14 protein-coding genes and 1 riboswitch are annotated in these 12,892 nt (G+C 59.4%); of the genes, 8 read left to right on the top strand and 6 right to left on the bottom strand.

Annotated features, from left to right (window positions below; translation table 11 throughout):
* Positions 1-205 precede the first annotated feature (205 nt).
* The 6 genes from AC0969_RS03070 to AC0969_RS03095 form a co-directional block, all read right to left on the bottom strand.
* Positions 206-1,045: a competence/damage-inducible protein A gene (locus tag AC0969_RS03070; RefSeq protein ID WP_479622654.1), complete on the bottom strand. Its 840-nt coding sequence runs from the start codon at positions 1,043-1,045 to the stop codon at positions 206-208.
* The gene (locus AC0969_RS03075; RefSeq protein ID WP_479622655.1) at positions 1,011-1,907 is read right to left on the bottom strand and encodes an EI24 domain-containing protein; all 897 of its coding nucleotides are present in this window, start codon (positions 1,905-1,907) and stop codon (positions 1,011-1,013) included. The genes AC0969_RS03070 and AC0969_RS03075 overlap by 35 nt, the downstream gene beginning before the upstream one ends.
* Before the next feature lie 24 nt (positions 1,908-1,931).
* Positions 1,932-2,984, bottom strand: a complete 1,053-nt coding sequence (locus AC0969_RS03080; RefSeq protein WP_479622656.1) for a sterol desaturase family protein — start codon at positions 2,982-2,984, stop codon at positions 1,932-1,934.
* 7 nt (positions 2,985-2,991) lie between these two features.
* Positions 2,992-3,822, bottom strand: coding sequence for a polysaccharide deacetylase family protein (locus tag AC0969_RS03085; protein ID WP_479622657.1), 831 nt, complete (start codon positions 3,820-3,822; stop codon positions 2,992-2,994).
* Entirely contained in the window at positions 3,788-4,747 is a 960-nt protein-coding gene (locus tag AC0969_RS03090; RefSeq protein ID WP_479622828.1) for a YVTN family beta-propeller repeat protein, read from the bottom strand. The genes AC0969_RS03085 and AC0969_RS03090 overlap by 35 nt, the downstream gene beginning before the upstream one ends.
* An 81-nt stretch (positions 4,748-4,828) precedes the next feature.
* Positions 4,829-5,584: a 16S rRNA pseudouridine(516) synthase gene (locus AC0969_RS03095; RefSeq protein WP_479622658.1), complete on the bottom strand. Its 756-nt coding sequence runs from the start codon at positions 5,582-5,584 to the stop codon at positions 4,829-4,831.
* Between the two features lie 142 nt (positions 5,585-5,726).
* On the opposite strand from AC0969_RS03095, the gene AC0969_RS03100 reads away from it, so the two are divergent.
* The 8 genes from AC0969_RS03100 to AC0969_RS03135 all read left to right on the top strand — a co-directional run bounded on the left by AC0969_RS03100 (position 5,727) and on the right by AC0969_RS03135 (position 12,862).
* The gene (locus AC0969_RS03100) at positions 5,727-6,221 is read left to right on the top strand and encodes a hypothetical protein (protein WP_479622659.1); all 495 of its coding nucleotides are present in this window, start codon (positions 5,727-5,729) and stop codon (positions 6,219-6,221) included.
* Positions 6,222-6,826: 605 nt separating this feature from the next.
* Entirely contained in the window at positions 6,827-7,660 is an 834-nt protein-coding gene (locus tag AC0969_RS03105) for a lytic transglycosylase domain-containing protein (RefSeq protein WP_479622660.1), read from the top strand.
* Between the two features lie 14 nt (positions 7,661-7,674).
* A riboswitch (ZMP/ZTP riboswitch) is annotated at positions 7,675-7,836 on the top strand.
* Between the two features lie 48 nt (positions 7,837-7,884).
* Complete coding sequence (gene glyA, locus AC0969_RS03110) at positions 7,885-9,129, top strand: serine hydroxymethyltransferase (protein ID WP_479622661.1); 1,245 nt, start codon at positions 7,885-7,887, stop codon at positions 9,127-9,129.
* 6 nt (positions 9,130-9,135) lie between these two features.
* On the top strand, positions 9,136-9,579 hold the full coding sequence (gene nrdR / locus AC0969_RS03115; RefSeq protein ID WP_479622662.1) for a transcriptional regulator NrdR: 444 nt from the start codon (positions 9,136-9,138) through the stop codon (positions 9,577-9,579).
* A gap of 88 nt (positions 9,580-9,667) precedes the next feature.
* Positions 9,668-10,282, top strand: a complete 615-nt coding sequence (locus AC0969_RS03120; RefSeq protein WP_479622663.1) for a GspH/FimT family pseudopilin — start codon at positions 9,668-9,670, stop codon at positions 10,280-10,282.
* Between the two features lie 13 nt (positions 10,283-10,295).
* Complete coding sequence (pilV, locus tag AC0969_RS03125; protein ID WP_479622664.1) at positions 10,296-11,003, top strand: type IV pilus modification protein PilV; 708 nt, start codon at positions 10,296-10,298, stop codon at positions 11,001-11,003.
* Entirely contained in the window at positions 11,000-12,157 is a 1,158-nt protein-coding gene (locus AC0969_RS03130) for a PilW family protein (protein WP_479622665.1), read from the top strand. Before pilV ends, AC0969_RS03130 begins: the two co-directional genes overlap by 4 nt.
* A gap of 9 nt (positions 12,158-12,166) precedes the next feature.
* Positions 12,167-12,862 (top strand): pilus assembly PilX family protein, encoded by a 696-nt coding sequence (locus tag AC0969_RS03135; protein ID WP_479622666.1) that lies wholly within the window; start codon positions 12,167-12,169, stop codon positions 12,860-12,862.
* Positions 12,863-12,892 lie beyond the last annotated feature (30 nt).

The raw sequence follows: 12,892 nt of genomic DNA on the forward strand, positions 1-12,892 counted from the left end.
GGGTTGGGTTTAAGTGGGACTACAGAGAGTCAGCACATCCACCAATGCAGTTTTTGTGCCACCGCCAACGCACACACAATTTACAACCATGCGCACGTCGGCTACTTTCCACGCGGGCATTTTGCGCCATAAAACCGCGCCCATAGACCCATGGGACAAATTGCACCAATACAGAGCAGTGCACCTATGCACCACTTAAGTGCGCCTAGCCTCGCACCAGTTCGGGGCCAAGCCGGACACCAAAGCCGTGCAAGCCCGCCAGCAACGCCGGATACGCCTGCGCTACCAGCGCGGGCGCGCCCTTCACACCCAGCTCGATATGGCGGCCATAGGCAGGGTGGTCCACGCTGGGCAGGCTGAACACTTTGACACCCTCAAACTGGCGCTCCAGGGCCTCCATCAACGGGGTCAGGGCGGCCTCCATGCTGCCAAACACAATCACCGACTTCTCGACCCAGACGGCTTGCTGGAACCACGGGGTGTAGTGCTGGTCCAGCACCCACTCCACCATCGGCCACGCCATCACCGGAAAGCCGGGCACAAAATGCACATGGCCCATGCTGAAGCCGGGGATTTTGTTGTACGGGTTGGGAATGATTTGCGCACCCTGGGGAAACACGCCCATGTTCAGGCGGTGGATGTTGTCTGGGTGGTCGGGCAGGTATTCGGTGCCTTGGTCGCGGGCGGTGTCTTGCATGCGTTCGCGGATCAGGGCTTCCGCCTGCGGGTGCAGCGCCAGCGGCAGGTCCAGGGCCTTGGCGGCGCACTGGCGGGTGTGGTCGTCGGGCGTAGCGCCGATGCCACCGGTAGAAAACACCACGTCGCCCGAGGCAAACGCCCGCTGCAAGGTGGCAGTAATGCGTGCCGGGTCGTCGCCCACGTAGTCGGCGTAGGCCAGTTGCAGGCCGCGTGCAGACAACAGCTCAATCACCTTGGGCAGGTGCTTGTCTGCACGTTTGCCCGACAAAATTTCATCGCCCACGATGATGAGCCCAAAAGTGGGCATGCGGTCATGGGGCTGGGAGTGGGGTCGTTCCAGAGTCATAGCTTGCTTGTAATTGAATGGGTTCCAAAATCTCCAGCGGCACTACCGCCGGACTGGCGGGGGCCACCACCTCGGCCCGCAAGGCTTCCAGCGCCGCCAGCAGGTAGTGGGAAAACCACAGCGACGAAAAGGCGAACACCAGGGTGTAAATCCAGATGGCCAACGGCACCAGCACCACAAACGCTGCGGCAAACATGGCCCCAGAAGCCCACACCAGACTCGGTGCGGCCCCCAGGTAGCCGGTCAGCACCCCCATGCCCAGCAAGGTGATGCGGTGGCGGCGGTAGATCTCGCGGCGCTCGTCCTTGCTGGCGTGCAGGGCCAGAACATCGTAGGACATGACGCGGTAGGTCAGCCAGCCCCAGATCAGCGGTGGCAGCACCAGAATCAGCGGCGGCACCAGCCACAGCGGGATCGACACCACCAGCGCCACCAAGGCCAGCACAATAGATCCCAGCGACCAAAACAGCCCGCCGATGAAGGTGCCGCCCTGCTTTTTTTCCAGCTGGGGAAAGCGCCGCTCAGCCACCAGCGCCACCAGGGCGGGGGTCATCATCATGGCCACGGCCAGCAAAGACAGCACTACGATGACAGGCGTGATGGCAAAGATCACCAGCAAGGGGGCCAGCGCCACCTTGAGCTGGCCCACACCCGCGCTCTCCAGCCAGGTCCACATGCGGCCCACCCATTCCGACGCGTCCAGCATGCCGCGCACCGTGTCCAGCGCCGGTTCCCAGTAAAAATAGCCCAGGCCCAGCGACACCACCACCAGCAGCAACAAGGGCAGGAACGACAGCGCAATCACGCGGTGGTGCATGCAGTAGGCCGCCGCGCGCCAAAAGGAATCCAAAAGCAGTTTCATACGGATAAGGATACCCGCATCACATCAGCGCACGCTGGCCCACAGCCGCTGCAAGCCTAGCCACTGCTGCCGCCAAAAGCCCCGGCCATAGTCGCGCCCTCCCTCCTCGGCCAGTTGGTCGCGGATGCCAGTGGGGTCATAGCGCAGCGCAAAGTTGGCAGTGCCAAACAGCATGTCCCACCAGGGCAGCAAGACACCGAAGTTGTGTCCGCCTAACCTGACCCCCACGCTTGCCACTGCGTGTGCTGCGCTGCCCCCCGAGGGGGCGCTCGCGTCTTGGGGCGGCCCGGCGGCGCTCAGTATTTTTGCTTTTATCGGTGATTCATGGCCCAGGCCAATGCTGTGGTGCAGCCGGTGAAAGCGTGGGCTGACCCACAGGCGCTCGCCCACCCGGCCAAACCACAGGCGCAGGTTGGCGTGCTGCAAGCTTTCGCTGAGCTGGGTAAAGGCCACGATGGCAATGAACTGGCCGGGGGCCACGCCCACCAGCTGGGCCGCCACGGCGATGATGATGTCGCCCAGCACGTCGTCCAGCAGGTGGTTGCGGTTGTCGCTCCACAGGGTCATTTGGCGCTGCGAATGGTGCAGGGAATGCAGGCTCCACCACCACGCAAACTGGTGCTGGCCCCGGTGTACCCAGTAGCCTAAAAAGTCGAACGCCACTAGGTACAGCGCAAAACTGAGCACCGGCTGGTCGGTGATGCCGGGCCACAGGCCATCCAAATGCCAGGTCGCAATCCCGGACATCCGCATCCTGCCAAACAGTTCGTCCATGAACGGATCGAGGGTAAAAAACAAGAGCAGCCTGAATGCCCCCAGCCGGTGCAAAAGCGTGTAGACGATGTCCACCCGCACAGCCGCCCGATCGCGCACCGGCTCCACCGGCCGCCAGCGTTGCAACGGCCCCAGCACCGCCAACAGCACCAGCAATTGCAGCAAACCGACCAGCAACCAGCCGGTCGCGGTATAGGCATCTTCCACCCAGCCGCCAAAGCCTAGGCCAAACACCAGCGGCTGCACCACGACCTCAAACAGCCACTGCTGCGCGTCAGAAAACAAATTGGTCAGGAAATCCATCGGTCGATTATTGGCGGTGGGCGCTTATCCACACGGTGTAGTCGGGATGCTCGCGCAGCGTACGAAAGCAAAAACCGCGCTCCTTCAAGCCCACAATCAGCGGCTCCAGTACCGCCGGAGCCCAGGGGTCTTTGCGCGACCAGATGCCCAGATGGGCCAGCAAGATGTCGCCGCTACGGATGGTCCGCAGGGCCTGGGCCAGCAACGCGGGGTTGCTGGCGCGTTCACTGGCCAGCTCATCGCCCAGAAACCCGGCCGGTGCCCAGCCCACATGCGCATAGCCACAGGATTGCGCCGCCGCCAGCAGCGCAGGCGAGGTTTTGCCGCCGGGGGCGCGGAACAATGGCAACGGGGCCTGGCCGGTCATGGCTTGCAGACGCTGGCTGGCCCGGCGGATCTCTTCGCAGTACTGGGCAGCTGTCCAGGTGAATGTACGGTCGGCATCCGGCCCCGCCGAAGGTTTAACACGGAACTGCATCGGCTGGCCGGGCTGACGGGGCATGTCGCCCTTCCAGTAGACGTGGTCAAAAGTGTGCGATGCAAAGGCATGGCCCTCGGCGGCACGGGCCCGCCACCAGGGAGCCCAGTGCTCGCCCAGGCTGCCATCGCCCTCCTGCGTACGCTCTTGCGCACCAAAAAACGTGACCTTGACCTGTTGGCGACCCAGCACCTCGGCCACCAGCGGGGCGATGCCCATGTGGCCGGTGTCGAAGGTCAGATAAAGCGGTTTTTCACAGTCTTTTAGGCCACCAGCGCTTATAGAATCTGCGCAAGTAGCTACAAATAATATAGCAAATAGCGACTTAACGCGCTGCGTGGTCCAGTGTCCAAACACCATGGGGTGACCTTCCGACATTGATTTGACGCACCACTTTTTTCGATTCAATATCGATCACGGTGAGTTTGCGCGCCCAGCGCGATGTCACCATCAACAACTTGCCATCGGCCGACACGTCCATACAGTCCGGCCCGCCGGGGGCCGGGTAAGTGGCCACCGACTCCAGGGTTTGCAGGTCGATCTTGCTGATGCTATTGGCCACACGGTTGCTCACAAACACATGGCGCTTGTCGCCCGCTGCGCGGAAGGCGTGCGAGCCCTTGCCGGTAGCAATAACCTTGGTGCGCACGGGGGCCTTACCCGACACGTCGTACACCTCCACGCCCTCCCCGCCGGTCAGGCCGATCAGCAGGGTTTTGTCGTCAGCGGTGCCATACAGGTCTGCAGGCATGCTGCCGGTGGGCGTGCGCCATTTGATGGTTTGGGTGACCAGGTCCACCGCCACCAGCTCGTCGCTATCTTGCATGGTGGAGTAGATGGTGGTGCTTTTGCTGTCAATCCACAGGTGGCTGGGGGTTTTGCCGGTGGCCACGCGCTTGGCCAGCACGATGTCCTTGCCGTCCCAGCGGTAGATGTCGATGTGGTTCAGACGGTTGGCCGCCGTCACAAACCACTTCATATTGGGCGAAAAACGCAACTGGTAGGGGTCGAGAACATCGCGCACCACCCGCTGGATCTCGGCCGTTTTGGGGTCGATGAAGGTCAGCGTGTCGGACAGCGCGTTGGCAATGATCAGCGACTTCTCATCCGGCGTGAGGTACATGTGGTGCGGCTCTTTGCCGGTGGGGATGCGCTTGGTCTCCGCCCAGCTGCCGGGGTCGATCACACTCACATTCGCATCCAGCGAGTTGAGTACAAAAATCGGATGGGATTGGGCCTGTGCAGCAAGCGGGCTAAGCGCAGCAAAAGCAAGAAACGAGGCCACGAAGGCAAAACGGCGGACAAACAACTTCACGGCGCACCAGAGGTAAAAAATAAGCCGGAAGTGTAGCCGCCGGGCCCGTCGCTAATGTGTCTGTGCAGCCGATAACTGGGCCAGATCCTCGGCACTTAGCCAACGCCACTGCCCTGGCAGCAAATCTGCGGGCAGCGCAAAACTACCCATTTGCGAACGGTGCAGGCCCTCCACCCGGTTACTCACCGCCGCCAGCATGCGTTTGACCTGGTGGTATTTGCCCTCGGTCAGCGTCAGGCGCAGGTGGTGGCTGCCGATGGCCTCGCAAGCGGCAGCCCGCACGGGCTTGGGGTCATCGTCCAGCACCACACCGGCCAGCAGCTTGGCTACCTGCTGTTCGTCCAGCGGGTGCTTGGTGGTCACTTCATAGACTTTGGGCACATGCTTTTTAGGCGAGGTCATGCGGTGGATGAACTGGCCATCGTCACTCAGCAACAGCAGGCCGGTGGTGTCCTGGTCCAGCCGCCCTACGGCCTGCACGCCTTGCAGCGCGCCTTTCTGGGGCCGCAGACGCAGGGGTGACGGCAGTAAGGTGTAGATGCTGGGGTAAGTAGATGGTTTTTGCGAGCACTCGGTGCCCGCCGGTTTATTCAGCAGTACGTAGGCCTGGCGGTGGTAAGGCCAGTCCACACCCTGCACCCGAAAGCACAGGCCCTCTGCATCAAAATCCATAGCAGACTCTGCACATAGTACGGGCGCTAGGCCTGTATTTTCCGTATAAACCTCGACGAGGCCCTGCTGAACCAACCCGGCGCACACGCGGCGTGTACCAAAGCCTTGCGAATAAAGAATGTCTTGAAGCTGCATGCCCCGAGTATCGCAAACGCAGCGCGGCCCGCACCAAAACGACTAAACCCCATATGTCCACAATATGAAGCATAAAACGTGACGCAATTCACACAAGTATGTAGCGTATGCGGCTACAACCGGGGCTCCACCGGAGTCTTTGATGCGCGAACTATTTACCACCCTGTTTGTTTTTGCCGCTGCCTTCATGCTGTGGCGCGCCGTGCGGCCCCACCGCCACAACGGCCACAACGGCCACCACATTGCCACGCTGTCCGCCCTGCACGGCTCGGACGCAGCGAACACCCACATCTATAAATGGCCATCATTGGGCCTGTTCCAGCTAGGCACCGCAGACAGCTTGCGCTACCAAACCGCCCTGAAACTGGCCACTGACGGCAACCCCATCGACCCGACAGGTTCACACGCAGTAGCCCAGCTGCACACCGGTGGTAGCAACGCCGAAATCTGGAAACCGGTTGAAGTCCGCGTACACGGCGAGCGCGTCGGTTTTCTGTCGAGTGGCGATGCCAGCCGCTTTCTACGCCGTCTGGCCTATGAGGGCCATGCCGGAGAAGTCACTTGCTGCGATGCGCGCATTTCCCAAACCGGCAACCATTACGACATTCGGCTCGACTTGAAAGAGTTTCGCCACTGATCCGCCCCTACACGGTTGCGTCGGCAGCCTAAAAACCGGCTTATTGGCAGTCTGTTGTACAAAACACAACGCCCCTAGACGCCACCATAGCCCTCTCGAAGGGCTATTTTTTTGGTGCACAGATAACGCAACACCAGAAGAAAAATAAATACATCCGCGCCACAAAAAGCACCCCACTCTTGCACCGGCTATCTGATGACAGCATGCCGTATGCCTAGAGTAAATGGCGTGTAGATGCTGCTTTTTTCGTAGCAGTAGCATTTTGTAAGCGAGATAAAAATGAGCCGATGGCGTGGCGTGTTGAACCATCGCATAGTGCATCGGCCCGTCCATAAAACTGTACGTTAAATCAGTTTTTTAATGTATATAAACTACGATTCATATGCTTGACTTGATATTAATAGTCCTCCTAGAATCCGCCGTCCCCCCTACATCCCTAGGGACAACCCGAACCCGCTGCCGGATCCCGGCTAAGTCAAATCGCTGCCAACGCCTATAAGGCACCGCAGGATTTTGATGGCGTACCCACCCAATCGAAGTGCCCTTTAGCGAATTGCTCTTACGCAAACTTATCGCCCCAGGCCTTCGCTAGATGAGGAAGTGCTATGACAGCGTTACAAAAATTGAGCCAAGGGCTACGTACCTTTGCAAGTGATATTGCGCAAGGTTTTTTTGAAATTACCCATAACGGATTTGCCCTACTGGGCTTGTTGGTGGCTTTCTCCATGGTGACCGTCACGGCCCGGCCCGATCTGCGCCAAATGGCCGAAGTTCAGCTAATGGGCTGGCTGCAAGAGCGCCAAGTGGTCAACGCCACCGACATCGACACCACCGAAGCATCCAGCAGCGATGCGGTGGACCGCGCCACCGCCAGCAATCCCCAAGACCTGCCCAAACAGCAGGCTGCCGTGGCCTACTGGCTCAGCAAAAAATACCATGTAGCGGCTGAACCGGTCAGCGCCTTGGTGGCAGAAGCCTATGACATCGGTAAACGTGTCAAATTGGATCCCACTTTGATTTTGGCCGTGATGGCGATTGAGTCCGGCTTTAATCCATTTGCCCAAAGCCCTGTCGGTGCCCAAGGCCTGATGCAGGTCATGACCCGTGTACACACCGAAAAATACGATGTATTTGGCGGCAAACTGGCGGCATTTGACCCTCTTACCAACCTGCGCGTGGGCGTAAAAGTCTTGCAAGAGTGCATCCAGCGCGCCGGCTCCGTAGAGGGCGGCCTGAGGTATTACGTAGGCGCAGCCAACATCCAGGACGACGGTGGTTACGCCGGCAAAGTCATGGCCGAACATGGCCGCCTGCTACAAGTCGCCGCAGGCCGCGCAACGCCCACAACCACACCCCGCACCATTCCGGTGGCAGCTCCGGCCATCAAGATGCCAGCTCCAGCGGAAGAAGAAAAAGTAGCCGTACTGCTCAACTACTGAGCCTCCGTTACACTCACCCAGCACGCAACTGGCGATAGGCATGACCCCCATGGGTGCGCATGCTGACGTGGACCACCGATGAGGCCTTTTTCACAAGGTCCATCGGGCAACCACTGGGAAGCGTGCCGCCAAGCTATAAAAATCTTGGTGTTCAGCCGTTCGCCTGGGCAGCACTTGCTTAAAAGCAAGGACCATTGTTTTAACTATCAGGTTAAAGGACTGCCATGTACGACCGTACGATTCTCGTAGAGCAAACCGACCCCGAGCTGTTCGCCGCCATCCAGGCTGAAAACGCCCGCCAAGAACACCATATCGAGCTGATCGCCAGCGAAAACTACGCCTCGCCCGCCGTCATGGCCGCGCAAGGCTCGCAGCTCACCAATAAATACGCCGAAGGCTACCCCGGCCGCCGCTACTACGGTGGCTGCGAACATGTGGACGTGGCCGAGCAACTGGCGATTGACCGCGTCAAACAAATCTTTGGTGCCGAAGCCGCCAACGTGCAGCCCCACTGCGGTGCCTCCGCCAACGAAGCCGTGTTTCTCGCATTCCTGAAACCCGGCGACACCATCATGGGCATGAGCCTGGCCGAAGGTGGTCACCTGACCCACGGCATGGCGCTGAACATGAGCGGCAAGTGGTTCAATGTAGTCAGCTATGGCCTCGATGCCAACGAAGCCATCGACTACGACGCCATGGAACGCAAGGCGCACGAATCCAAACCAAAACTCATCATTGCGGGCGCTAGTGCTTATTCTCTCGCTATTGATTTTGAACGCTTCGCTAAAGTTGCCAAAGACGTAGGTGCCATTTTCATGGTGGACATGGCGCATTACGCCGGGCTGATTGCCGCAGGCATCTACCCCAACCCCGTGCCGCACGCTGACATCGTCACATCCACCACCCACAAGAGCCTGCGCGGCCCACGCGGCGGCATCATCTTGATGAAATCGCAGTTTGAGAAAGTCATCAACAGTGCCATCTTCCCCGGCCTGCAAGGCGGCCCGCTGATGCACGTGATTGCCGCCAAAGCGGTGGCCTTCAAAGAAGCGATGGCCCCTGAATTCAAAATCTACCAACAGCAGGTTTTGAAGAATGCCCAAATCGTGGCCGAAACCTTGACCCAGCGCGGCCTGCGTATCGTCAGCGGCGGCACCCAAAGCCACGTCATGCTGGTGGACCTGCGCGCCAAGGGCATTACCGGCAAAGAAGCCGAGGCCGTATTGGGCAGCGCCCACATGACCATCAACAAGAACGCCATCCCCAACGACCCCGAAAAGCCCATGGTCACCAGCGGCGTGCGCATCGGCACCCCCGCCATGACCACGCGCGGCTTCAAGGACGAAGAAGCCCGCGCCACCGCCCATTTGGTAGCCGACGTGCTGGACAACCCGCGTGACGCAGCCAACCTGGATGCCGTGCGCGCCAAGGTGGCAGCGTTGACCAGCCGCTTCCCGGTATATAAGTAACACCACATGAAATGCCCCTTCTGCGGCCACGGTGAGACCCAGGTTGTCGAAACCCGTGAATCTGACGACGGCGACCAAGTGCGCCGTCGCCGCCGCTGCGGGGGGTGTGAACTGCGCTTTACCACCTACGAACGTGCCGAGGTAGCCATGCCTACGGTGGTCAAGAAAGATGGCAGCCGCACCGACTTTGACCGCAAAAAGCTGCACGCCTCCATGCGGCTGGCATTACGCAAACGCCCAGTGGGCATCGAGCAAGCCGATGCCGCACTGGACCGTATCGAGCGCACCCTGCTCTCCAGCGGAGCCAAAGAAATCGCCACCGCTAAACTAGGTGAACTGGTGATGCGTGAACTCAAAAACCTCGACAAAGTCGCCTATGTGCGCTTTGCCTCGGTGTACCGCAGCTTTGAAGATGTGGATGAATTCAGCCGGTTGATCCGGGACATCTGACAAGCAGACCGCACACCACCAGCCAAGCGGTCAGCAGGGCTGGACCAATGGCATCCCATGCAGAAATGCCAAAGGCACAATCTGCGGCATGTCTCTTTGCCTGCACCCTACCGCTCCCCGTCGCCATCAAGGCTTCACACTGATTGAGCTCTTGGTCACTATCGCCATCGTGGCGATTTTGGCCGCACTGGCAGCGCCATCGTTCCAAACATTTATCGTGCGCAACACCTTCTCCAGTATTGGCAATGAGTTCAGCGGCAGTATTTTGAAGGCCCGCAACGAGGCGGTGACCAAGAATATTTGCACCACCATGTGCCTCAGCACAACCGTCGATGATGCCAACCCGTTTTGCAGCCCATCCAGCTCAACCACCGACTGGCAGCAGGGTTGGATCGTTTTTTTAAATGAAGAATGCAGGGACACCTATGGCACCGATAGCGCCACTAATGCGGTAGCTGCGGAGGACTTGCTGCTGGTACGCCGCCCCGGCAGTGCCAGCTACACCCTCAAGAGCACACGCAACGCGCCGACAGTCCGCCTGAATTTCGACAGCCAAGGCCGCCCCAGCCTGTCTGCCGCAGGTCGCTTCGACCTGGAATACACACCCAACACCGAGCTTTCACTGGAGCACGCATTCAATGTGTGCATAGATGCACTGGGGCGTACCCGGTCCGTCCCAGGCACATCTACTTGCAGCTATTGAGCAGGGCGACACCATGCATTCCAAGCCAACCCAATTTGCGCGCCAAGGCCGCACACCCCGCTCAGCCAAAGGTGTCACCCTCATTGAGGTCCTGGTTGCGGTACTGATTTTGTCGATAGGGCTATTGGGCATCGCCGGGCTGCAGGTAGCGACAGCCAAATACCAACTTGGCAGCGGCATACGCGCGGCCACAGCATCCCTATTTTCAGACTACACAGACCGTGTGCGGTTGAACACGACGATGGCCGGGCCCAATTCCATCACTGGCGCTGTATCCAACCTGATTCCTAGCAACGCTACAGACCAGTCGCTCTACGCGTACAAAAAAACTTGGGAGTTTCAGCAGGGAGAATCAGATGCGTCGCTAACTAGCACCGACTGCGATGGCAGCAACACATGCACCCCCGATGCACGCGCGAACTACGACATGCTCACATGGCGTAAAACGGTCAGAGCAAGCCTGCCGCAAGGAGCGGTTTTTACGGAAGGAAACCGCAGTAATGGCATCACCGTTACGCTGATGTGGTTCGACAAAGAGCGTACCAACAAATCCTCCCGCACCGATGATGCCGACAACGCGGCCACCCAAGTCGCGTTGGTCTCGGCCACCCAATGCAATGCCGTCACTGCCACCACCGGCCTGGCCCTCCAAACCTGTTGCCCGAATGCGGCAGCCGCACCGGCAGGCGTGCGCTGCAGCCGTTTTTCATTCATGCCATGACACACCACACCTACTCCCCCGGTCGTGCGCGCCAGCGCGGTGCCACCTTGATTGAACTCATGGTGGCCTTGGCTATTACGCTGTTTTTGGTCGCGGCTGCCGCCTACATGTACCTAGGCACGCGCGAAACGCAACGCGCCATTGAGCGCAACAGCAGCAACACAGAGTCCGGCACTTTTGCACTCCAGCTCATAGGCCAAGACATCATGATGGCGGGCTACTACCCGGCCACGTCATCGCGTATCGCGTCGCCTGCAGCGGCATCTTCTGCCGTATCCACTGTGGACAAGTACCCCAAACTGGCAAGCTATCCACCCGTCAAATTGGCCCTGAACCAAGCCACTATTACCGACTGGGTTTCGCCTGCCCCGATTTACCTCTCTGGGATTTACGGCTGCGACAGTGCCAAATTTTTGCCCCGTACCGGCTTGTGTGACGCAAAGGTAGCAGGAGCCCCTGACTCCATTGTTATCAACTATTTCACAAACGACACAGTAGCCATGCAAACCAAGGCGGCAACGGGGCAGCGCTACGACTGCACCGGGGCCGACGTAGGCGGTGACCCGAGCAATGCCAACCGTCGAAACGCCATTAATGCCCTCGCCCCGCCACTGCAACCCTTGCTGGTGTCCAACCGCTATGGGCTGAATGCAACCAATGCCGTCGCAGACAAGCAAAAAGTGACCACGCTAAGCCTTGCATGCAGTGGCAATGGAGCATATGGCAGCATCACCGGTGGCAGCACCAGCAACATCTACCAGCCCATGTTGCCCGGCATCGAGGACATGCAAATCACCTATGGGGTATTTGCCAGCACCGCAGATGATGGTAAGGGCGTACGCACCCCCGACAAGTTCTACACCGCCGACGAAATCAGCGGCACCAATGGCGCCAGCGCACTCCCTACCGTCAGCGTCGATAACGGCCTCGCACTCACGCCTATGCCGCCGTGGTCGCGGGTGGTGGCGGTAAAAGTGTGCGTGATGGCCAAAAGCATGGGTAGCAGCCCCAAAATTGCCGACAAAGTAGGCGCAGAGCGCACCTACATCGATTGCAGCGGAGCAACCAAAACCCAAGCGGCCAGCGACACTGCGCTGCGCAAGCGCTTTGTCCAGATATTTCCAGTTCGCAATCTGTTGAGCCAGGTTTTTTAAGAGTAGCGTATGCAAAAGCCTATCTCCATCCCATCATCTACCCAGCGCGGGAGCTCTTTGGTCATAGTGCTCCTATTTTTACTGGCCATCACCGGGCTAACCGTATGGGCAGCCCGGCAATCCATGTTGGGCGAAGGCATGTCGCGCAACCAGGTCGATGTAGAGGTAGCCCGCCAAGCTGCTGAGTCCGCCTTGCGTGATGCCGAGCGCGACCTCAAGAATGCCAGCCCAGGGACAACGAAAGACAACGCCTCATGCAACCGGGGTGGTCCTAGCATTCCAGCCAATTTCGACTCAGTTTGCACCAACGGACTTTGCTATCGCAGCGATGCCGACTACACCGTCGCCCAATGGAACACCAGTGACACCAATGCGACCACAGTATCGCCCGACCCCTGGTGGCCCAACAGCAAAGGTGGCAAGTGGGTGGCCAACGCCGACGGTGAACCAGACCAAGATAAGCCCGAGCGCACCCCGGTGAGTTCGGGCACAAATTGCAGCTTCAAGGGAGGTGTCCCCTTGGGTACCTACACGGGGGCCCCGGCGATCCGTGGCGTAGCAATTCAGCCGCAGTACATGATCGAATATTTCAAACGCAGCGTGCCTGGTCGCCAAGAAATGTCGGTTTACCGTATCACAGCACGGGGCTTTGGCTACACCCCTCGTACCCAAGTGGTTTTGCAGTCCACGTTTTTGCCTGAATAAGCAGCCGATGCTCGGCCGTTGAACCCGCGT

This window comes from Rhodoferax sp. LB1P47, assembly GCF_056521445.1.